Origin of the sequence: Paenibacillus sp. 11B, assembly GCF_030487755.1 — a bacterium.
Taxonomy (GTDB): Bacteria; Bacillota; Bacilli; order Paenibacillales; family Paenibacillaceae; genus Paenibacillus; species Paenibacillus vandeheii.
The window spans coordinates 205700-223988 of sequence record NZ_JAUKNS010000006.1 but is presented as its reverse complement, the minus strand read 5'-3'; the positions used below and the strand labels follow the sequence as shown (position 1 = coordinate 223988).

33 protein-coding genes are annotated in these 18289 nt (G+C 43.1%); 28 read left to right on the top strand and 5 right to left on the bottom strand.

The annotated features are described in order from the left end of the window. Positions 1-53: 53 nt before the first annotated feature. From Q0V21_RS25180 to Q0V21_RS25170, 3 genes are all read right to left on the bottom strand, one after another. Positions 54-1499 (bottom strand): recombinase family protein, encoded by a 1446-nt coding sequence (locus tag Q0V21_RS25180; protein ID WP_301881135.1) that lies wholly within the window; start codon positions 1497-1499, stop codon positions 54-56. Between the two features lie 81 nt (positions 1500-1580). After that, the gene (locus Q0V21_RS25175) at positions 1581-2300 is read right to left on the bottom strand and encodes a hypothetical protein (RefSeq protein ID WP_301881134.1); all 720 of its coding nucleotides are present in this window, start codon (positions 2298-2300) and stop codon (positions 1581-1583) included. A 385-nt stretch (positions 2301-2685) separates the two neighbouring features. Next, a complete protein-coding gene (locus Q0V21_RS25170) occupies positions 2686-3075 on the bottom strand; it encodes a helix-turn-helix domain-containing protein (RefSeq protein WP_301881133.1) in 390 nt (129 codons plus the stop codon). Positions 3076-3217: 142 nt separating this feature from the next. Between Q0V21_RS25170 and Q0V21_RS25165 the strand changes: the two genes are divergently transcribed. The 19 genes from Q0V21_RS25165 to Q0V21_RS25075 all read left to right on the top strand — a co-directional run bounded on the left by Q0V21_RS25165 (position 3218) and on the right by Q0V21_RS25075 (position 12146). Further along, complete coding sequence (locus Q0V21_RS25165) at positions 3218-3454, top strand: helix-turn-helix transcriptional regulator (protein ID WP_301881132.1); 237 nt, start codon at positions 3218-3220, stop codon at positions 3452-3454. Then, entirely contained in the window at positions 3454-3591 is a 138-nt protein-coding gene (locus Q0V21_RS25160; RefSeq protein WP_301881131.1) for a hypothetical protein, read from the top strand. Before Q0V21_RS25165 ends, Q0V21_RS25160 begins: the two co-directional genes overlap by 1 nt. A 10-nt stretch (positions 3592-3601) precedes the next feature. After that, positions 3602-3847, top strand: a complete 246-nt coding sequence (locus Q0V21_RS25155; protein ID WP_301881129.1) for a hypothetical protein — start codon at positions 3602-3604, stop codon at positions 3845-3847. 105 nt (positions 3848-3952) lie between these two features. Beyond that, positions 3953-4192 carry a helix-turn-helix domain-containing protein gene (locus Q0V21_RS25150; protein WP_301881204.1) on the top strand — a complete coding sequence of 80 codons (240 nt, stop codon included), beginning with the start codon at positions 3953-3955 and terminating at the stop codon, positions 4190-4192. Positions 4193-4198: 6 nt separating this feature from the next. Further along, on the top strand, positions 4199-4471 hold the full coding sequence (locus tag Q0V21_RS25145; protein ID WP_301881128.1) for a hypothetical protein: 273 nt from the start codon (positions 4199-4201) through the stop codon (positions 4469-4471). Continuing rightward, positions 4468-4704 (top strand): hypothetical protein, encoded by a 237-nt coding sequence (locus Q0V21_RS25140; RefSeq protein WP_301881127.1) that lies wholly within the window; start codon positions 4468-4470, stop codon positions 4702-4704. Before Q0V21_RS25145 ends, Q0V21_RS25140 begins: the two co-directional genes overlap by 4 nt. A 129-nt stretch (positions 4705-4833) precedes the next feature. Beyond that, positions 4834-5073, top strand: a complete 240-nt coding sequence (locus tag Q0V21_RS25135) for a hypothetical protein (RefSeq protein WP_301881126.1) — start codon at positions 4834-4836, stop codon at positions 5071-5073. An 88-nt stretch (positions 5074-5161) separates the two neighbouring features. Continuing rightward, entirely contained in the window at positions 5162-5284 is a 123-nt protein-coding gene (locus Q0V21_RS25130; RefSeq protein WP_301881124.1) for a hypothetical protein, read from the top strand. 13 nt (positions 5285-5297) lie between these two features. Beyond that, a complete protein-coding gene (locus Q0V21_RS25125) occupies positions 5298-6245 on the top strand; it encodes a YqaJ viral recombinase family nuclease (RefSeq protein ID WP_301881123.1) in 948 nt (315 codons plus the stop codon). A gap of 9 nt (positions 6246-6254) precedes the next feature. After that, positions 6255-7115 (top strand): recombination protein RecT, encoded by an 861-nt coding sequence (gene recT / locus Q0V21_RS25120; RefSeq protein WP_301881122.1) that lies wholly within the window; start codon positions 6255-6257, stop codon positions 7113-7115. 199 nt (positions 7116-7314) lie between these two features. Next, positions 7315-7599: a hypothetical protein gene (locus Q0V21_RS25115; protein ID WP_301881121.1), complete on the top strand. Its 285-nt coding sequence runs from the start codon at positions 7315-7317 to the stop codon at positions 7597-7599. Positions 7600-7615: 16 nt separating this feature from the next. Further along, positions 7616-8602, top strand: coding sequence for a helix-turn-helix domain-containing protein (locus Q0V21_RS25110; RefSeq protein ID WP_301881120.1), 987 nt, complete (start codon positions 7616-7618; stop codon positions 8600-8602). Next, positions 8595-8936, top strand: a complete 342-nt coding sequence (locus tag Q0V21_RS25105; RefSeq protein ID WP_301881119.1) for a replicative helicase loader/inhibitor — start codon at positions 8595-8597, stop codon at positions 8934-8936. Before Q0V21_RS25110 ends, Q0V21_RS25105 begins: the two co-directional genes overlap by 8 nt. Continuing rightward, positions 8908-10335, top strand: coding sequence for a replicative DNA helicase (gene dnaB / locus Q0V21_RS25100; RefSeq protein WP_301881118.1), 1428 nt, complete (start codon positions 8908-8910; stop codon positions 10333-10335). Before Q0V21_RS25105 ends, dnaB begins: the two co-directional genes overlap by 29 nt. A gap of 12 nt (positions 10336-10347) precedes the next feature. Beyond that, positions 10348-10506, top strand: coding sequence for a DUF6906 family protein (locus Q0V21_RS25095; RefSeq protein ID WP_301881117.1), 159 nt, complete (start codon positions 10348-10350; stop codon positions 10504-10506). Between the two features lie 53 nt (positions 10507-10559). Then, positions 10560-10694, top strand: a complete 135-nt coding sequence (locus Q0V21_RS25090) for a hypothetical protein (protein WP_301881116.1) — start codon at positions 10560-10562, stop codon at positions 10692-10694. Beyond that, on the top strand, positions 10682-10840 hold the full coding sequence (locus Q0V21_RS25085) for a hypothetical protein (RefSeq protein WP_301881114.1): 159 nt from the start codon (positions 10682-10684) through the stop codon (positions 10838-10840). Before Q0V21_RS25090 ends, Q0V21_RS25085 begins: the two co-directional genes overlap by 13 nt. Further along, entirely contained in the window at positions 10837-11256 is a 420-nt protein-coding gene (locus Q0V21_RS25080; protein ID WP_301881113.1) for a RusA family crossover junction endodeoxyribonuclease, read from the top strand. Before Q0V21_RS25085 ends, Q0V21_RS25080 begins: the two co-directional genes overlap by 4 nt. Before the next feature lie 20 nt (positions 11257-11276). Next, positions 11277-12146: a hypothetical protein gene (locus Q0V21_RS25075; protein WP_301881112.1), complete on the top strand. Its 870-nt coding sequence runs from the start codon at positions 11277-11279 to the stop codon at positions 12144-12146. 81 nt (positions 12147-12227) lie between these two features. Here the strand turns inward: Q0V21_RS25075 and Q0V21_RS25070 are convergent, their stop codons facing one another. Further along, entirely contained in the window at positions 12228-12530 is a 303-nt protein-coding gene (locus tag Q0V21_RS25070) for a hypothetical protein (RefSeq protein WP_301881111.1), read from the bottom strand. A gap of 102 nt (positions 12531-12632) precedes the next feature. On the opposite strand from Q0V21_RS25070, the gene Q0V21_RS25065 reads away from it, so the two are divergent. From Q0V21_RS25065 to Q0V21_RS25040, 6 genes are all read left to right on the top strand, one after another. Next, the gene (locus Q0V21_RS25065; protein ID WP_301881110.1) at positions 12633-13010 is read left to right on the top strand and encodes a LexA family protein; all 378 of its coding nucleotides are present in this window, start codon (positions 12633-12635) and stop codon (positions 13008-13010) included. Beyond that, positions 13010-13189, top strand: coding sequence for a hypothetical protein (locus Q0V21_RS25060; protein WP_301881108.1), 180 nt, complete (start codon positions 13010-13012; stop codon positions 13187-13189). Before Q0V21_RS25065 ends, Q0V21_RS25060 begins: the two co-directional genes overlap by 1 nt. Further along, complete coding sequence (locus Q0V21_RS25055) at positions 13190-13315, top strand: hypothetical protein (RefSeq protein WP_301881107.1); 126 nt, start codon at positions 13190-13192, stop codon at positions 13313-13315. An 87-nt stretch (positions 13316-13402) separates the two neighbouring features. Continuing rightward, positions 13403-13879 (top strand): ArpU family phage packaging/lysis transcriptional regulator, encoded by a 477-nt coding sequence (locus Q0V21_RS25050; protein WP_301881106.1) that lies wholly within the window; start codon positions 13403-13405, stop codon positions 13877-13879. A gap of 65 nt (positions 13880-13944) precedes the next feature. Further along, positions 13945-14166 (top strand): hypothetical protein, encoded by a 222-nt coding sequence (locus tag Q0V21_RS25045; RefSeq protein WP_301881104.1) that lies wholly within the window; start codon positions 13945-13947, stop codon positions 14164-14166. Beyond that, positions 14145-15383: a HEPN domain-containing protein gene (locus tag Q0V21_RS25040; RefSeq protein ID WP_301881103.1), complete on the top strand. Its 1239-nt coding sequence runs from the start codon at positions 14145-14147 to the stop codon at positions 15381-15383. Before Q0V21_RS25045 ends, Q0V21_RS25040 begins: the two co-directional genes overlap by 22 nt. A gap of 152 nt (positions 15384-15535) precedes the next feature. Here the strand turns inward: Q0V21_RS25040 and Q0V21_RS25035 are convergent, their stop codons facing one another. After that, positions 15536-15952 carry a hypothetical protein gene (locus tag Q0V21_RS25035; protein WP_301881101.1) on the bottom strand — a complete coding sequence of 139 codons (417 nt, stop codon included), beginning with the start codon at positions 15950-15952 and terminating at the stop codon, positions 15536-15538. Between the two features lie 791 nt (positions 15953-16743). Here Q0V21_RS25035 and Q0V21_RS25030 point away from each other — a divergent pair. The 3 genes from Q0V21_RS25030 (at position 16744) to Q0V21_RS25020 (ending at position 18067) form a co-directional block, all read left to right on the top strand. Next, positions 16744-17079 (top strand): hypothetical protein, encoded by a 336-nt coding sequence (locus Q0V21_RS25030; protein WP_301881099.1) that lies wholly within the window; start codon positions 16744-16746, stop codon positions 17077-17079. A gap of 125 nt (positions 17080-17204) precedes the next feature. After that, positions 17205-17498 carry a hypothetical protein gene (locus Q0V21_RS25025; RefSeq protein WP_301881098.1) on the top strand — a complete coding sequence of 98 codons (294 nt, stop codon included), beginning with the start codon at positions 17205-17207 and terminating at the stop codon, positions 17496-17498. Positions 17499-17827: 329 nt separating this feature from the next. After that, complete coding sequence (locus Q0V21_RS25020; protein ID WP_301881097.1) at positions 17828-18067, top strand: hypothetical protein; 240 nt, start codon at positions 17828-17830, stop codon at positions 18065-18067. Positions 18068-18289 lie beyond the last annotated feature (222 nt).

The following is an 18289-nucleotide window of genomic DNA, read 5'->3' as shown; positions in this document are numbered from 1 at the left end:
TGAGTAAGTACTATGTTGAAGGCGTTTAGAGAAAATCTCCAAGAAAAAAAGAATCAGACGGTGAGCATTTGAAGGATGCCCCACTTGTCTGATTCTTTTTTTATTACAATCTGACGGAACATGGATTGCACAAGCAGCTTTTGCGTCTCAGGCTCGATGAGTACCCAGTTATCTTTCAAGTTGGCCATCATGTCTTTAATCTCTTCTGTAGACAGCTCGTTAATGTAATAATCTTCTTTTTCTTCGTACTGAGTAGTAATTGCCTTCATTCTGGCTTCTTCGTCGTCAATCAAGTTGGCATAATCATCAGGAGACAGCTTTCCATCCCCGAGCGCAAGCATCCAGTTCTTACGGCGACGATTCGATACCTCAATTTCTTTCTGAAGCATACGCTGATCACTCTTGGCCTGAGCGGTCGTTTTTTTGTCCTGAAGTTTTTTATTGGTGATCTGCAGTCGCTCGAAGACGAGCTGCTGAAGGTGATGTTCTGAAATCCCTGGAGCATCACAAGTTTTATTTGAATACTGATTCCGGCAGCGGTAACTCCTATATACGCGTACGGTTCCATCTACGAGTGTCTGTCTTGACGCATTTCCAATGTATGTTGCCCCACATGCCCCACATTTAACAATTCCTCCATACGGATAATCATAACTATGTTTGCTCATGTGATTCTCTCCACGCCGCTCCATCATCTTACGTACCTTCAGGAAATCCTCCATAGAAATAATTGCTTCATGTTCCCCAGGTTTGATGATTCTTTTGGATTCTTCCCATAGTACCGGCTTGAAGTGATTATGACCAGTGTAAGTATGGTTCTGCAGTACGATCCTTACATACTTGCTGTCCCATACCCCACCTTCTTTTCCACGACTGTGCCCATTCATATGTTTCGCTATGGACACAACCCCTTTGCCAGCAAGGTACAGCCGGAATACTTCTTTAATCAGTTCTGCTTCGTAGTGATTTACTATCAGCTTACGCTCTCCATTAATCACTTCGATATCGTACCCGAGAGGAGCCTTGGACATATGCAGCCCACCGTTCTCCATTTTCTTTGTAAGTCCCTTTAAGGTTTCCTCCCGAAGGTTATCCGAATAAATTTCAGCAAAAATTCCGTTAAAGTACAGGAAAGCTTTCCCCATTGGAGATTGTGTGTCTATTTCCTCGCTCCCCAAAGATGCCACCACGAAACGCTTATTAAGCTTGTTGATCATGGCAATAAAGTCATACAAGTCTCCCAGGTTTCGGCTGAGGCGATCTAACTTATGAATCAATACTGCATCGAACTTTCCAGCTTTCATATCTTCAATAAGCCTTTGAATACCAGGGCGCTTTTTAATCGTTCTACCACTGATTCCTGGATCGGAGTAAACGCGGTACAACTCCATCCCTTTCTTCTCCAGTAGTTCCATAAGTAAATCGTGCTGCGCTTCCATGGAGAACCCTTCTTCATTCTGTCTGTCTGTACTTACGCGGATGTATAGGGCTGCCTTCATTTTATTCGCTCCTTTTAGGAATGTATGTTCGGTTATTGGTGCGAAAGAAAAGCCCCGTAGGGCTTATCTGCTGTTAGTTTATTATTGGACTTTTTGAACTGTAGAAACGGCCAACATAATAGCATTCGTAGTTCCACCACTTATATTGTCAAAAGAATAGACTGCTGTAGGAACTCCGCGCATTGTCACATCATCACCGTCGAGAATATCTCCTGTTGAATTATTATAATAACCGATTAAGGAGTTACCGGATTCGTCCATGATATGTATAGACGCTACAGTGCCGAAATCTGTTTCTTCTTCTTGTACTTGCACAACGGTACCAGTTACTTTTACCATCTTATCAAGGTAAGGGGTAATATTTTTAAAGAGGTGCTTCGAAGTGATTTTGCTATCTACTTCCTTGGTTGCAGCTTTTTTTGTTTCAGCAGTTACAGCTGGAAAGAGATCAGCATGTTTTACCAAATAATCGTAGGTTTTTTGGTCAACAGCGCCACCCTCTACAAGATTAGGAACAACTACACTCATCATTTCCGCGGTAACAGCACTTTTAGTTTCTGGTTCTTGCGTTTCTGTGCTCACCTCAGTAGCTGCAGTTTCAACTTCGGAAGCTTCTTTTTCAGCTAACTCTTTTTTCAAAGCTTCAGCTTCTTCTTTTAGTTTTTGGTTTTCTGCTTCAATTTCTTGTTGTTTGGTTTCTGTTTGGCTGGCTTGCGAAGAAGAATTCTCCTTTGTATCTCCGCATGCCGACAATACTGCTACAAGTGCGAAAACCATAGTAAATAAAGCTACTTTTTTCATCTTTCTATACCTTCTCTTTTCTCTGTCCCATCGGTTGGGGAATTTGCTCGTACATTAGTGTTGTATATGTAAACATCACTTCGTAAAGACGATTTACGAGATGATGGTAAGATGTTGTTTTGATGCAGCCGTTCTTCAGATGTAACTCTTTACTCCAGTGTGAGCCAATTAATACCGTTCCTGTGCTGATCCACAGATATAATTATCAAGAAATAACTGCTGAGGATTTACCAATCATAGGAGCACATGTTAGAATTAAATAGGAACAAGTGTTCTATTTTTTTACCAAGAAACAGGAACGGAAGTGGCAGCATGGACCAAGAGAAAACAGAAGAATACGAAGTTAAGGACATTTTTGAAGAACTCGGATTTGAACTACCAGACATTATTCTTGATTTGCTTTGTAACGAGCATAAGAAATAATTTCCCTTATAGCATCATCTGATAACTCATTACCTTCGTGGCGCAACATTCCTTTTAGTTTCAAAATTGCTTCATCGTCAGCTAATTCAATTGCACTAAGGAATTCTTTTACTCCTTTTGAAATAACCTTAGATGTACCTTGATTTGTATCACTAGTTCTTCCTAGTAAGTAATCTGTGGTTACCTCAAAACGGTCTGCAACATCATTAATAAATTTGAATGACGGTTCCCGTTCGTCTCTTTCATACATACCAATCGCACTTTCACTGACCTTGAATATTGTAGCAAGGTCTTTTTGCGTTAGATTGTTTCCCGTGCGAATTGCACGTAACTTTTGCCCAAAAGTGGCCATCAATTATCACCCATTCATAATATTAACACAATACGTGTTAAAAAATATTCAGAAACACAAAACGTGTTGACACCACGAAATGTGTTCTATATAATAAGATCAACAACACGAAATGTGTTTTTGAAAGGTGGGGCCAACAACTATGAAACAATTGATTGCTAAGCGACTCATAGAGCTTCGAGGCGATACCAGCAGAGAAGAAACATCACATGCTATAGGAATCAGCGTTAGTGCGTTGCAAATGTATGAAAATGCTCAGCGGATTCCAAAAGACGAAATTAAAATACGAATCGCCAATTACTATGAGAAAACAGTACAAGAGATTTTTTTTGACTCTGAACCGCACGAAACGTGTTCTTTTCAGAAAGGAGCGAGCTAATGAACACACCTAAACAGACGGATACGACCAAGGTCACTATTGATACAGGCGTGTTTGACCGTGAATTACTCGAAAGAGCGTGTCGTGAAATCAAGGCTAATAAAGAAAAGCTCGGCTCCAAGAAATCAGTCAAGTGAGGTGAAGCAAATGCGCTTTTATTGGATCAAATCCACATCACGAGCATGTTTCATTGCCGCTGTAGTCACCCGAGTTAATGTTGGCAAGATGACGATGGATCAGGCTATCGATCATACGTTGTCACTAGAACGCCAATGTAAGAATCCGCATCTTATATCGAAACGTGAGTTCAAATCCCTGAAACGGGATAGTGAAACTGAACTCAAGAGAATACAAGAAACCCGCCGAGCTGTACCGGCTGCCGGCGGGCGATGAAGGGATCACGAGCGGGGAAGCTCTTGAAACAATCATATTACGAGGTTAACTGCATTCCCATTCCAATATGGAATATTCCGAGGAGGGAGGTGATCACGCTTGGATATGAAGTTCGGAACGGTTATGAGGCTTTGCCGCGAACGAGCTGGTTTCACGCAAGAGCAAATGGCGGACAAGCTCCATCGCACGCAAGCCTGTGTAAGCAAATTTGAAAAGGATCATAAGATTCCGGACATGACCACCATGATGCGATGGGCAGAAGTAACAGGGGCAAGAGAAGTCGTCGTCGCTTTTTTGTACGGCATGGACGGGATCAGCATGATTCAAAGACTAATAGGAGGGTGATCGAATATGTCACGTGAACAATTGGCAGCCCAAGCGTTGCAGGCCGGAAAACATTCTCTACATAACTTGAAGTTGATTCGAGAACAACCTGAAAGAATGTTGCCTGGACAAATGGAGAACGCAGAAGAATATCTGAACCGGATGATACGGTTTGCAGAAGTAGAAATGAAAAATGCCCGCCTGGCAGGGCGGACACTTGGTCTGAGAACTCGTCTAAAGTCTCTTCTGCTGCTCATTTTATCGTCTCCCGAGCAAACGCGCAAGGGGGAATCGGTATGAAAGATCAATTATACATCCAAATCATCATCAATTACGTTGAGTCAGCCAAGGCCCTTCGCGAGAACACGGCAGCAGTTACATCTTTTAATGGATCAATTCAAACACCTGATTTCGAATCCCTTTGGCAGGAGAGGGAACTAATCTTCCATCGCTGGCAGAACGCTGCTGCAAGCCTTAGGGAATTACCTGATGAATACGTAGCGCAGGCTGTAGCAGCAATCGATCAGATTTAACTGTAACGAGATATGGACAAGCCAGTCGGCCTTGTCTTCCGGCGTCGGACGGTTTCATAACCAACTCCCGTACGGCGTCGGAAGATGCGGCTGACGCATCAATACATACGAAGGGAGGGCACACGGAAAATGATTCTATCTGAATTAATTGCAAAAGTTTTGGACCCATTAAACAGCTTAAAAGATGACACAAATGACGCGGTCAACACCACACCTTATATCCTTCGTCGTCTTTCCGAGTTCACAGACGGGGAACTGGAATCACTCATTTCGAGAATGGAACACATTCAAGAAATCATTGAGGAATTGGAAGAAGCGGGGACGCTGCCGAATAATGCACAGGAAACCGTGTCAGAAAACGAAAAATAGCCCGTTGCAGCGGGCTATCTCAGAACATTGAAAACTAAATACACGGTCATCTTACCATGGGTGACCGTTCCAAACAAGGAGGACGCACATGTCTGAGTTTGAAGAATCCCATTGGGAAGAACGTGAATGCCTTGAGGAACACGGTTCCGAATATCCCTCGATTAGCGAAGAACTCGCCGATCGGGGAATGAACATTCACGATTTCATATGAGGGAGGAACGAATATGGCAATGAATATCGCAGCTAGTACAAAAAACATGGCTCGTGATGAATGGCTTAAGATTCGCCGGAACGGTATTGGTGGTTCCGATGCTTCTGCTGTCGCTGGACTGAATCGATACAAATCACCCGTTGGGGTGTTTCTGGATAAGACTGGACAGATCGAACCAGATGAGGCCGGAGAGGCAGCTTACTGGGGCAACGTCCTCGAAGATGTTGTAGCCAGGGAATTCACGGTCCAAACCGGATTAAGGGTTCAACGTAGCAACAAGCTATATCAGCATCCCGAACATAAATTCATGCTTGGTAACGTTGATCGCCTGATATTGGACAAAGGTGGTCGTGGACTTGGCATCCTAGAGTGTAAAACGGCCAGCGCCTACAAACTCGGTGAGTGGGAAGACGATCAGGTTCCTGATGAGTATGCGATCCAGTTGCAGCATTACATGGCTGTTCTGGGCGTCGATTATGGGTACTTCGCGGTCCTCATTGGTGGTCAGAAGTTCCAATATAAGTTGGTCGAAAGAAATGACCGAATTATTGATTCGCTCATACAGATCGAGGACGAATTTTGGAGCCGACATGTAGTGCCTGGCATACCGCCAATGATCGATGGCAGTGACGCTTCGGCCAATCTGTTGAATCAGCTTTACCCCATATCCGCGCCAGCAAGTGAAGTCATCTTGGATGATAAGCAAGCTGGAATCGTTCGTCAGCTTCAAGCGGCAAAGGAAGACGCTGCGGTTGCTGCGGAACAGGTCAAACGGTATGAAAACGAGTTGAAATCAATCATGGGTGAGAACGAGTTGGCTGTTCATAACGGCGATACTTTGTTGTCCTGGAAGTCGAATGAAACCACTCGGATTGATAGCAAGCGTCTAAAGAAAGATCAGCCGGATATATATGAAAAATACGCGAACACCACGTCTTCCAGACGATTCTTGGTGAAATAGGAGGCCCTAATGGCACGAGCGCAAGCAAGCGGAGCATCACTCGAAGGGAAATTACAAAATAAAGCCGCAGGGGCAAATAATGCACCTGCTGTGAGTCCATCACAGACCATTGCTGCTTATCTGAAGAAAATGGAATCTCAGATTGCTGAGGCAATGCCAAAGCACATGAACATTGAACGTCTGAGTCGTATTGCACTTACGACGATACGGACCAACCCAAAGTTGTTGGAATGTTCAATTCCTTCCTTAATGGCGGCGGTTATGCAGTCAGCTCAGTTAGGGCTCGAGCCCGGACTTATCGGTCATTGCTATATCATTCCTTACGGTAAAGAAGCGACGTTCATCATCGGTTACAAGGGCATGATCGACCTGGCGCGGCGCTCTGGTAACATTCAATCGATTTCTGCACATGAAGTCTATGAAAATGACTTCATTGAGTTGACATATGGACTGGAGGAGAACCTGAAACACATTCCTTGGTTCCTTCGCAAAGATGAGAAGCCGACAGAGGCAGGTAAAGTGGTTGGTGCATACATGGTCGCCAAGTTCAATGACGGTGGTCATTTCATCCACTACATGCCTATCAGCGAGATCGAAGCACACCGGAAACGTTCTAAGGCTTCTAATAATGGACCTTGGGTCACGGATTATACCGAGATGTGCAAGAAGACCGTTGTTCGCTCAGGATGGAAGTGGTTGCCGATTAGCGTAGAGATTGCTTCTGCTGTAACGCAGGACGAAACCACAAGGAAAGATATTACACCTTCGGATGAACCGTTCATCGATATCACCCCGCCTGCAGGTACTGACGATCCACCACCACCTGAACAAAAAGGCGAAGGCGGTACTGATCAGGTCGAGTTTGAATAATGAGCCAGATGGATTCTATCACCGGTCAGTCGCTTCTACGAAGTATGATCGGTGATCGGATATGGCGACTAATGGATTCTGACCCTGCATTGTTCAAACAAGAGGTTAGGGATTACTTCGCACGGGGATATCCTGGATGGATGGTTGTTCGTGCGAAGTACCCGCACATTTATTTACGTGATGATAGGGGGCGTGATGTATGACTACGAAACAGAGCAGAAAGGCAGTCTTCAACCAGTTGCAACAAATGTTTGAAGACGCCGCGATGGAAGGGCCGGAGGCTATCCAGTCCCATTTAAGAGACGTCGCTTTTTCGTTGGGGGCACAGGCGGCAGCGTCATCAGATCCGGTTCATATGCCGCAAGCCATTAATGATTTAGTTACTCATTTCGGTCGTGGAATTCAAACCATTATTCAGGAGATAACGGGCAATGACACCGAGTTAAATGTCGCCGTTTACGCAGTAAATAGTTCACAGCATTAAAGAGGGGATGAACGGTATGCCCGAAGGCAGTTACCCGTTTCCGATCTACTCCGGCATCTTGGAGCCAGACCACTACAAGAACATAGGCAACGCGATATGGCTTTTCCTCTGGTGCATCAGTTCAACCACGAAGGAGATTGAGGAAGAGGAAACTGTCTGGGGCATTGTCCTTGGCGGCAAGCCAATGAAGCTGTCTGAGATAGCCGGTTATTTCGGAGTTAACGACAAGACCGTCAGCAGATGGATGGATGCACTTGAACAACATCAGTACATCAATGTGACCAGGGCACCAAGAGGATTGATTCTAAAGGTTAGAAACTCCAAAAAGAGATCAGACAAAAATGTCCGATCAGTCGAAAGTGAACAGACAGAAGTGTCCGATCATGAAGTTGGTGATCAGACAAATATGTCCGATCACAATCACGGTGATAAGACAGTTTTGTCCGATCAGTCACCAAGTGATCAGACAGAAATGTCCGATCACACAGCAAATTTGGGTAGTGATCGGACAAAACTGTCCGATCTAAAAGATATTACTACTACTACTGTTACTACTGCTAATGATTCGGAATCGTGGGATGACATATTGAATCCTGTTCCTTCCGATGACGATGGAATGATTGGAATATTGGATGCTTATTGCAAGATGCACAACAAACTGGATTTTAATGTTTCTCCAAAAGAGCGTTTAGCCATGGGTAAGATGGTCGCCGGAGGTACGCCTAACCCTTTTACCATCCAAACTATGGCAAGCCTGCTTGAGGCAAAACGCATTCGTGAGGGGAACAGCTTCAAGCTTCCCAAGAGTTTTTTGTACTACGTGGAAGGTATCGAGGAAGCTTGGTCAATTCATCAGGCCGAGGAACAGCAGCAACTTGTTAAACCTACTTTGGTTCCAAATGTACAAGCGCCAGCGGCTACTCAGCCGCGCAGACTAAGCCGTCAGCAGCAAGAACTAGCAGATTTAAGGCGGCGAGCGGAGGAGGAACGTAAGCGTGGATAGAGCAGAAATCTTTGACTTGCTGATCGAGATCAAGGAGAACTACCCCCATTTCGACGTGAGTGAGGAAAATGTGGATCGTCACATGAAGTATCTGCATGACTTCTCGTTTGAAGCAGCTCAGCAAAACCTTCAAGAGCATGTACGGACAGGGAAGTGGCCACCGAACATCGCTGAGATCCGCGGCAATTTGGGAGATCAGGAAGCCCGGCAACGTGAGCTGGAGGCAACCAGAGCGTACCTGGATCAACGAGAAGCTAACCGGGCAAAGGCAACACTGCCCCCCGCAGGATGGAAGGATGGTTTACTTGCAAAACTTCGCAATACCAGGGATTGATCTGCCACAGAACATTGAGACCGAGCAAGCTATATTGGGTGCGGCACTCATTGATGTTGAAATGGCCGAAGAAATCGCCACTAAACTTGTTTCAGATGAATTCTTCAGCGCAAAGCATCGCATGATTTTTCAGTCACTCGTGGAGCTGGCAGAGAATCAGGAACCTGTTGATTTGGTAACAGTGGTCGGGAGACTCAAAGACAAGGGTGAGCTAGATGATATTGGCGGTGTAACTTATCTTTCCGAGCTGGCAAGTTCAGTTCCGAAAGCTTCCAACGTGGAACATTACAACCAATACATCCATCAGTTAAAAGACACGGCGATTCGTCGGGATTTCATCCGGACAAGCATGCTGCAGATTCAACAAGCAGCAGCCGGGACTGAGGTTCCTCAGCTTCTCGCGAGTGCTCATCAAACTAATGCGAAATTAGCAGACAGAGCGGCGCCTGAACAAGACTTTAAGCCGATTCAATCAGTGTTGGTGGATTTCGTTGAAACGACAGAAACGAAGGCAACCAACTTGAAAAATGGGATTGTCACTGGTTTACAGACAGGTTTCGCTGACCTTGACGGTATCACAGGCGGTCTACAAAAGTCGGATCTTATAATCGTCGCAGCCCGGCCATCCGTTGGTAAGACTGCTTTTGCACTCAACCTCGCACAGAACGTGGCGATTAAAACGGATGAGACCGTAGCAATTTTCAGTTTGGAGATGTCAGCGGGTCAGTTAGTGCAACGGATGGTCAGTGCAGAAGGTAACTTGAATGCCAGTGTGATGAAGAGCGGGGATTTGTTGGATCAAGACTGGACGACCCTCGCAGATGCTGTTGGCACATTGGGTGCAACTAATATTTTTATCGATGATTCGCCAGGCATAACGGTTCAAGACATTTGTTCCAAGTGCCGCAGGCTCAAAAAGGAAAAGGGACTCGGGCTGATCGTCATCGATTACTTACAGCTGATTGAGGTGACCGGACGTTCTAAAGCGGGGGAAAACAGGCAACAAGAAGTTTCCCTTATTTCACGGACATTAAAACAATTGGCTAAAGAACTGGATGCACCAATTGTTGCCCTTTCCCAGCTCAGCCGAGCGGTCGAACAACGCCAGGACAAACGCCCAATGATGAGTGATCTTCGTGAATCGGGTTCCATTGAGCAAGATGCCGACATCGTAGCGTTCTTGTACCGGGATGACTATTACAACCAAGAATCCGAGAAGAAGAACATCATCGAAATTATCATCGGAAAACAGCGTAATGGCCCCGTTGGGACAGTTGAGCTGGTATTCCTGAAGCAATTCAATAAATTCGTCAATTACCAACGCACTCATAACGATTCATTCGGGCCAACGCCACCACAGCAGCAGCCCCACAATATAGAAAATCGCAAATGGGCGTAAGGAGGAACGGACATGAAACAAGGGAAACGACCGACAAAGCGGCAGAAAATGGAGATCAAGGCTAATGGATTGAATGAAGAGAACTGGTTGGTTGAAAGGGATTTGCCAGACCAAATGGTCATTGTTCACCGCTTCTCAGGTAAACCGAGAACTATTCGGCGGGGAGCATGATGGGCAGTCCGTATACCAGATGGTCCGTGTCAGAGTACATGAGGCATCGATTCATGAACACGGGACAGGTTCCTGATCGGGACGAGCTGCAGGCCGAATTTGCGGGGATTGATCAAACTGAGCTCCACGAAGGGATCGCTGAGTTTGATGCAATTGTCGGAATTGGAGGTGCAGCATGCAAAAGCTGATTGATCCGCACCATCAGACACATTTGAGTTACGTTGTTCGCGGTGACGACGGTCGTAAACTGGCTGAGGTGTTTGTCATTAAGCGGGACATGTTGCCTGCAAGGCAGCGGCGTAAGGAAACTATGAAAGGACGGCGGCGCACATGATCACTTTCACGGTATATGGTGAACCGGTGGCGCAGGGGCGTCCAAAGGCTTCGACCAGCACAGGTTTTGTGAAGATGTACGATCCGAAGAAATCTAAGGATTACAAAGATTACGTGAAGCTGGCAGCCAGTGAACACGCACCTGATGCTTTGTTAGAAGGTCCTTTGGGAATGGTGCTGACGGTTTACCGATCTATACCAAAATCACTTAGCAAAAAGAAAGCCGCACTGGCCGAAGCTGGACACATCGTACCTATAACGAAACCGGACGTGGACAATTACCTGAAGGGTGTCAAGGATGCATTGAAAGGTGTTATTTGGAAGGATGATAGCCAGGTTGTTGAGGTGTTTGCCCGGAAACGATACAGCGCACGACCACGCATTGAAGTGAAGATCAAGGAATTATCACAATTATAAAACTAGGGAGATGAATGAATATGGTACAAGATTTCGCGAAATTTATGGCAACTACTGACAAGAAAATTGTTTTTGGTGATAAGGATGTTGAGCTAAAGCTGACAATTCCCCACAAGGTGGCGCAGCAAAACCTTCAATTCCTAACAGGTTGCTTGAACAAAGAGATTCACGTCATTCTGGGAGATCCGCAAGCCGCATTTGATTTCGATGACGAAGAACGTGACGATATGTACCGCAAATGGAATGGCCATCGCGTAACGACTGATCAATCTGGTGTAGTTACGCGGATTGAGAAGACAGGAGACGAACCAGAGCAGGACGAGAACCAAGCTCAGATGTTTGGTCCAGATGGCGAACCGACTCAGCCGCAGGAGCGAACCGGAGAGGTACAGGAATCGGAGAATGAGAACGATCAGCCAACTGTCCCACCAACAGGAGGCGATGATCCAGGAAGCGATTCAGACGATCCGTACGGTCATAACGATAATGATGACATTCCTGATTGGATGAGGGATGGAGGCGATGATCAGTCCGGACCGAAGGAAATGGACTTCTCTTCCGAGGAATCGCAAGATGAGCAGCAGCCGCCAGCAGATCCCCAACACGTAGCACAACAAGATCCGCCTGCAGGTGACAAAGATAGTGCACCTGCTGAGATCGATAAGGAACAACTCGAACAGTTCATCCTTGCTCAGCGCCCGATCTTTGATGATATAAAACTTGCTGACGCTCCTGCCGATTTCCCTGCATTGTTACAGATGAAAAACGATGGGAAGACATGGTTGGAGATTTCAAGGGAGATGAACATCCCAAGTTCACAAATCAGTTCCAAGTTGAACGTGTACAAAAAGAGAGTAACCAAAATGATGCAGGATGGCGTAGCAGTCTAAGCATCTTTAATATAGCAGCATCCCCGGTCGATTGTTGGCCGGGGTGACCAGCTGCATTCGTTAAATGGTTCGTATGTATTTCTAATCTTCAGTGATCTTCAGTTCGATAGTATGTCTGCAGTTGGGACACTTTTTTGTGGCAGTATAAGTTTTCTTTTGATTTATTTCGAGAAGAGAGAGCAACTGAACTAATAAATTTGGTAGTGAAACCAGAGCAAGTAACAAAGTAATTGTACTCATTGCCGCGGTATCAATTAGTGCTTTTTGATCTTGAAGCATTCCTGCCATAAAAAAACCTAGGACTATCACAAACACTACAACAAAGCCTATGTATAGTAATCCCCAACTAATCTTTGTCCACTTCCATATTTTTTTTATTTTCATTTTTCACCTCAATATCTATTACGTCTATTGAGATTAGAAGATTCAATATTTGATCCGAAGATGGGGCATTATCCTACGTGCAAGGGAAAGTGAGGAAGAGAGATGACAACGAAAGCAATATCGGACAAGCCGCTAACGCGCCGGCAGCAGGAGATATACGATTTTATAGCGGACTTTATAGATCAACACAGATACGGTCCAACAATTCGGGAGATTGCTGATGCATTCATGATTACGTCGGCTTCAACGGTTCACGGGGTGTTGGATAGATTGATTATCAAAGGATGTCTTACTCGGACGCCGAACGGACCACGTACACTTGCTCTGACAGATAAGTCGTGCAAGAAGATCGCAATGGTGAGTCGTGAGGGAGTCATGGATTGGATCGAGCGGCAGAGTAACCAACATGCCAAAGATGCATTAGTATATGCGCTGCTTACTGATCTGCAGGAAGGCATTCAAACAGGGAGGATCTGCTGATGACGGATTATATGAAAGTGAAAACTGTAGTGTGGACACCGGAGCAGATCGCAAATCATTTAAAGGCAATTGGGGCTGAGCATCCACCTAAACGGCCTGACAAGCTGCAAAAGGCGGTTACTGCTCCACAACAGCACAACGGCAACAGTAGGTACTATAAACGCGGGGGTGAGTGGTAATTGGAACGGGATTTTAGGGCGTTGCTGTTGGAGTACGGATATCCGCAAGACCTGGTAAACGGCTGGTCCGTTGAAGAATGTGAAGCGGAGTGGGACGAGTTCTGCAGCGAAGTTATTCCAGTATAAACAAATATCCCCCGCAAGCTTGGCGGCACGGCGGGGGACACATCTAATAAACCTCACCAAAAATTATAACACGGTGAGGGGATCAAAATGGGGAAACGCCGAAAAAACAACTTACAACTTACGTTTAACATCCTGCCGATCGACGAGAAAGCTACCCGCCGCGCTGTGGAAGAATTTATTGAAACCGTTCGTCAGTACCGGCAGATCGGATTCACACGGCGAGAGGCAGCGATCACGCAGGCATATGTCTATAGAGAGCATCAATCTACCAATGCGATTAGTAAACAGACAGAACGAATCGCTATATATAACGTGGACAAGGAAGCGGAACTGAAGGAAAAGGATCGGTTGCTTAATTTGGCAATGGAGAAGTTGTCTTCTGTTCAACGTGAGGTTATCCAACGGAGCTATTTGGACAATGAAGGTGAGTTCGATTACATCAGTTGTGGAGAGATGGGGCTCAGCGATAGCACATTTCGGCGGATTAAAGTTGAAGGTTTAAATATCTTGGCTAACTCACTTAGATTAGAAATATTGAGAGAAGCAGGATACTGTTTGAAATAACTGGATTCGTCCAGTTATTTCTGCTATATAATGAAATCCATAAGAATAGGGACAGGAGTGAAACAATGGTTAATAAGGAGATATTAAAAGATTACATTCAAAGAGTTGTTTTTTCTGGCATTTCAGCAGTCCAAGCTTTTTTGAAAGAAAATGAAAGGGTTTATATAACCCAACATTATGATTTTCCTTATATAAAAAAGAAAGAGATTGGTTTTGACGAGATTAGTAAGTACTATGTCTTAGGAGGACCTAAGGAGTATCAAGCTTGTTTGATGACAAGAAATTAATAGATATAAATTCAATTGATGGTTTTCAAGAATATTTGGAATTATTAAGTAACGATGATTATTTTAAAATTTTTTTCTCGTACAGAGGGTTTTTCGATAATGATATTTACTTGTTAGGTGTCCGCCTACTGGTTACCAAGTTGATAGAGGCGTATTTACATATTTATGGAACAAACTCTGAACTGAAAGTTGAGAATTTTAATAAATTGTATGAACCGATTGAAGAATTCATTTTTGCTGAGAGACTTTATTATGATATATATGTTCCGATATTGTTCACCAAGTTTGATTTTGAAGATTGTGCTGTTTCTGAAAGTGGAGATATAGAGATTGTAAAGATAGATGATAACCTTCAACTCTCAAGATCATCAATACAACAACATGGATCTCCAATATCATCTTCTATTCTTAATGGAGCATCGCATGCATTAAAAATAAAGGGTTTCTCAATAGAAGGAAAAAGATCTTACTTCGACGTGAACCAACACTTTTCGGATATTTCCATGTATCCAATTGATAAGATCAATGCTTTTTTTAATTCAATGAGGATAATTACCTTTGATAATGACTTAGGTTATGCTCAGTTACTTGCTGTTCCTGTTGGTTGGACTGAAAAGTATAATGCTTTTCTCAGTTCAATATACGGGACTACAGTTAAGTCATATCCTAAGGTATTTGAAGATTATTTTTGGTTAAAAACTGAATTTACAACAATTAATGAAGACTTAGCAAAAGATATACTAAATCTGTTTGAAAGGTTTGATTTAGAAAAACAGCATAAATTGCAACTTGCTAATCGAAGACTAAATATGTGTGTTCTAAGGGAGGAAGAAGAAGATTCAATTTTGGATGCAACAATTGCTATGGAAGCATTACTCAGTGATGGAGGGACTGGAGAACTCACTCACAAACTTGCTTTGAGGATGGCTACTATTTTCAAAATATCACCACTAACTTCGTATACTCCAGACATGGTGTTTGACATTGTTAAAAAAATATATGCTTATCGTTCTTCGATTGTACACGGAGGAAAAGTGAAAAACCAGGAGATCACACTACAAGAGCTTGGGTTGACTATACCAACTCCCCGGTTAGCTATTGTTCTTCTGAAAATAACTATAAAAGTTCTAATCGATAATCCTATTTACTTTAATCCAAAGCTTTTAGATCTTGAGTTGCTTAAGGTTACCGAAACACCTGAAAATATAATTGACTGATATTTGAACTTTTTTTGGAAGTAAACTGACAGTTTGGTGGATTTTTTATGTGATATATTTGTATTGTGGAAATCGAGCGAGAATGAAACGCACAGCTGCAATAGCGGCATATGACTGGGGCGTTCCTCTTCTCGCTTTTTCTATTTCAAAAATTAGTAGATTAATTGCTTTAATGTTTTCAAGAGCAAGTGTGAGTACACAACTAAAATGACTATCAAAATTCCGACCATAACTCTTCCTATTAATGCTGAGTAAAATTCATCTAAAATAAAAGAAATCATAACAACTATGAGATTTACTAATACATAAAATACTGTTATGTATATGAAACTCAGAATGTCATTTTTAATCTGATTGTTTTGTCGTGTGTTATGAGAAGCTAGTGATGCTATGGCTGCCAGCAAAGCAGAATAACCGATGGCAAGTGCGAAATTAATAGTTGTAATTTTCTCGAATATGCCAGCAAGCTCATTTATATCGTTGGTACCAACAATTAAAAATACTACAGCAAAAAATACAACAGCCAAATAAATAAGAATAGCGGTAGTTGGTAATGGTTTGATTCTCATGTAAAACCTCCTGAATTTTGTTTTTATTTGAATATTATCATGTTTTAAATTGCTTTACTATGGTTCAATAAACAGTTTGTAGAAACATGAAATAGTGAGGAATACAAAGGAAACAACGGGTTTGTTCCAGTTCATTGGGACTCACCCGTGTTCTGTTCCTTGACCCGCATTTGGTAGCTTCAGTAAAATGGTCTTGTTCTTCCTCTCTTCTAACTTAGAACGTATGCATTTAAAGCAAAGAGCGCAGCGTTTTTGCTGCGGACGGTACGGACGCCAATCTTTTAATTACGCAGGAGGTGATATTCTGGACATAATAGGAGAAACGGGGAAAAGCACTTTTAACGCCATGGCCTATGCGATCTTTGAGACGTTTGGTCTATATTTAGTTTTACCAGCAGTAGCAATAGCAATTATCTTAAGGTTTGTTTTGGGATTAAGAGGATCAAATTTCAAAATCACATTTAGCATTTTATTTCTCGTATGTGTATATTTCTTTATCTACAAAGGAATTCCTCAATTCGAGATTGCATATCAAAGCAGGTTAAATCAATAAAGTACATATAACAGTCAAAGTCGTTCCTTAACTGGATCGGCTTTTTTTATTGGAGGAATTGAATTGATCAGCAGAAGACGGAAGAAGATACGCATTCGCCCCAACAAGCAGCCGGAGAAATGTAAAGGTTGTGTATGGGGCAGATGGGATGGAGTGAAACAGTTCTGTAGTAGACCTGTTTGTCCTAAAGAGGTAAAATATACCTGTTCATAAATAATAAAGAGAGGAGAGATCTACTATGAATGCTCCACAATTATTGCCTATGAGAGATTTGATCAAAGATGAACTTGGTAACTATTATGTTATTATCGGGAATAATCAAGACGGAAAAATTATTCTTGTTAATGCAGTTGTATTTTATGCGAGTAATCGCATTGTGGATAAAGAATACTTCCAAGAACATGCACACGAAACACTCACTCATGCCGCCACTGAAATAGTCAAAAGAAGAATTGAAGACATGGGTGCTGGCAAAATACCCGGTGGAATTTACAAACTGGAAACTCTAAAATCTGAATTTGGTTTGGATTTTGTTGTCGATGGTCTGTATGAGCGAAATGCTCAAGCTAAGTAAAGGGAGCATCCTTCGGGGTGCTTTTTCTTTATCTAAAAATTAATAAGAATAGTTTGCGACCAAAATGTTCCAAGGACGTATATCATCTCTAGCACGTATTGATAGTGTTAGGGGAGGTGTTACCTATGTTTGAAAAACTTATTTCTGAAGGTATTGCTTTTGAAGCTGAAGTAGACGGCCTTACAGGAAACGCTAGTCTTAGTACCGCTTATGAAAAATGGGCAGCCGATTCTGTTGAATTACTTGAAACTCAGTTTAAAAGTGAATCAGTTTTGCACGGGATAGATGTTGCATACAAAACTCGTCATATCAATCCGAATGGTAAGCGCAAAACTATTGTTGGATGTTTGCAGTCTGCTAAGGAATCAAATGATAGACATAACGCATTTGCGAATGAGATTTGGAATTTGAACAAGTAGACTATTGAAGCGAGAGCACCCATGGTGGTGCTTTTTCTTTTGCCTTCATATGACAGAATGTGAGCCGTTTTGAGCTTCGTAACATGAGAACGTCCGTTTGCAGGGATGAACCTTGTAAGGAGCGGAGAACAGCGTCTAATTGAGCCTACGCATGCATATGATGTTCACCCAAACGTTGAAACCAACTCAACACAAATGCACAGCAATTTTCATCCAATCTTCACCCTAAAGTGTTGCGAAATAATGTGTTTGCGTTAACCTCGACACTTCGAAATGCTAGAGGTAATATATTCCTGATACGAATGAATGTGTCGAATGGGGGTGTTGATATGAAGAGAATTGATAAAGATACACTTCTTTTGGAAGCACACGACCTTTATGATATTAATGTACGCATCAATGAATCAGGTCCTGATTATTATAATCAACTTGTAATTCATGCAGTGCATCTACATGGAGCGGTCTTCAGCTTGGATGGAATGAAAATTGTAGCTGATGAACCCACAAAAGAACGTTATGGAGATTTATTCGAACGCTTAGAAGATGCATTAAATAGACATAACAGTTGAATACAATCAGCGAGGACGAGCTATGATGCTTGTCCTTTTTTTATTTCTTCATTCTTCTTGTAATTTCTCGTTGTCCGAGATACCAGTAATAAACCTTAACTGCGATGAGCAGATCGGGCAATGTGTCGCTAAGCAAAGTGTGTAAGAGTTCATACATCATTTGGTTTGTCATTGTGGATAGTCCTCCTAAAGTTTTGTTGCTTTATTCATCGCGCTATCCCC

Bases quoted from the DNA above. Each gene is read 5' to 3' on its own strand.
- Q0V21_RS25180 (WP_301881135.1), bottom strand. From the start codon at position 1,499: ATGAAGGCAGCCCTATACATCCGCGTAAGTACAGACAGACAGAATGAA.
- Q0V21_RS25175 (WP_301881134.1), bottom strand. From the start codon at position 2,300: ATGAAAAAAGTAGCTTTATTTACTATGGTTTTCGCACTTGTAGCAGTA.
- Q0V21_RS25170 (WP_301881133.1), bottom strand. From the start codon at position 3,075: ATGGCCACTTTTGGGCAAAAGTTACGTGCAATTCGCACGGGAAACAAT.
- Q0V21_RS25165 (WP_301881132.1), top strand. From the start codon at position 3,218: ATGAAACAATTGATTGCTAAGCGACTCATAGAGCTTCGAGGCGATACC.
- Q0V21_RS25160 (WP_301881131.1), top strand. From the start codon at position 3,454: ATGAACACACCTAAACAGACGGATACGACCAAGGTCACTATTGATACA.
- Q0V21_RS25155 (WP_301881129.1), top strand. From the start codon at position 3,602: ATGCGCTTTTATTGGATCAAATCCACATCACGAGCATGTTTCATTGCC.
- Q0V21_RS25150 (WP_301881204.1), top strand. From the start codon at position 3,953: ATGAAGTTCGGAACGGTTATGAGGCTTTGCCGCGAACGAGCTGGTTTC.
- Q0V21_RS25145 (WP_301881128.1), top strand. From the start codon at position 4,199: ATGTCACGTGAACAATTGGCAGCCCAAGCGTTGCAGGCCGGAAAACAT.
- Q0V21_RS25140 (WP_301881127.1), top strand. From the start codon at position 4,468: ATGAAAGATCAATTATACATCCAAATCATCATCAATTACGTTGAGTCA.
- Q0V21_RS25135 (WP_301881126.1), top strand. From the start codon at position 4,834: ATGATTCTATCTGAATTAATTGCAAAAGTTTTGGACCCATTAAACAGC.
- Q0V21_RS25130 (WP_301881124.1), top strand. From the start codon at position 5,162: ATGTCTGAGTTTGAAGAATCCCATTGGGAAGAACGTGAATGCCTTGAG.
- Q0V21_RS25125 (WP_301881123.1), top strand. From the start codon at position 5,298: ATGGCAATGAATATCGCAGCTAGTACAAAAAACATGGCTCGTGATGAA.
- recT (WP_301881122.1), top strand. From the start codon at position 6,255: ATGGCACGAGCGCAAGCAAGCGGAGCATCACTCGAAGGGAAATTACAA.
- Q0V21_RS25115 (WP_301881121.1), top strand. From the start codon at position 7,315: ATGACTACGAAACAGAGCAGAAAGGCAGTCTTCAACCAGTTGCAACAA.
- Q0V21_RS25110 (WP_301881120.1), top strand. From the start codon at position 7,616: ATGCCCGAAGGCAGTTACCCGTTTCCGATCTACTCCGGCATCTTGGAG.
- Q0V21_RS25095 (WP_301881117.1), top strand. From the start codon at position 10,348: ATGAAACAAGGGAAACGACCGACAAAGCGGCAGAAAATGGAGATCAAG.
- Q0V21_RS25090 (WP_301881116.1), top strand. From the start codon at position 10,560: ATGAACACGGGACAGGTTCCTGATCGGGACGAGCTGCAGGCCGAATTT.
- Q0V21_RS25085 (WP_301881114.1), top strand. From the start codon at position 10,682: ATGCAAAAGCTGATTGATCCGCACCATCAGACACATTTGAGTTACGTT.
- Q0V21_RS25080 (WP_301881113.1), top strand. From the start codon at position 10,837: ATGATCACTTTCACGGTATATGGTGAACCGGTGGCGCAGGGGCGTCCA.
- Q0V21_RS25075 (WP_301881112.1), top strand. From the start codon at position 11,277: ATGGTACAAGATTTCGCGAAATTTATGGCAACTACTGACAAGAAAATT.
- Q0V21_RS25070 (WP_301881111.1), bottom strand. From the start codon at position 12,530: ATGAAAATAAAAAAAATATGGAAGTGGACAAAGATTAGTTGGGGATTA.
- Q0V21_RS25065 (WP_301881110.1), top strand. From the start codon at position 12,633: ATGACAACGAAAGCAATATCGGACAAGCCGCTAACGCGCCGGCAGCAG.
- Q0V21_RS25060 (WP_301881108.1), top strand. From the start codon at position 13,010: ATGACGGATTATATGAAAGTGAAAACTGTAGTGTGGACACCGGAGCAG.
- Q0V21_RS25050 (WP_301881106.1), top strand. From the start codon at position 13,403: ATGGGGAAACGCCGAAAAAACAACTTACAACTTACGTTTAACATCCTG.
- Q0V21_RS25045 (WP_301881104.1), top strand. From the start codon at position 13,945: ATGGTTAATAAGGAGATATTAAAAGATTACATTCAAAGAGTTGTTTTT.
- Q0V21_RS25035 (WP_301881101.1), bottom strand. From the start codon at position 15,952: ATGAGAATCAAACCATTACCAACTACCGCTATTCTTATTTATTTGGCT.
- Q0V21_RS25030 (WP_301881099.1), top strand. From the start codon at position 16,744: ATGAATGCTCCACAATTATTGCCTATGAGAGATTTGATCAAAGATGAA.
- Q0V21_RS25025 (WP_301881098.1), top strand. From the start codon at position 17,205: ATGTTTGAAAAACTTATTTCTGAAGGTATTGCTTTTGAAGCTGAAGTA.
- Q0V21_RS25020 (WP_301881097.1), top strand. From the start codon at position 17,828: ATGAAGAGAATTGATAAAGATACACTTCTTTTGGAAGCACACGACCTT.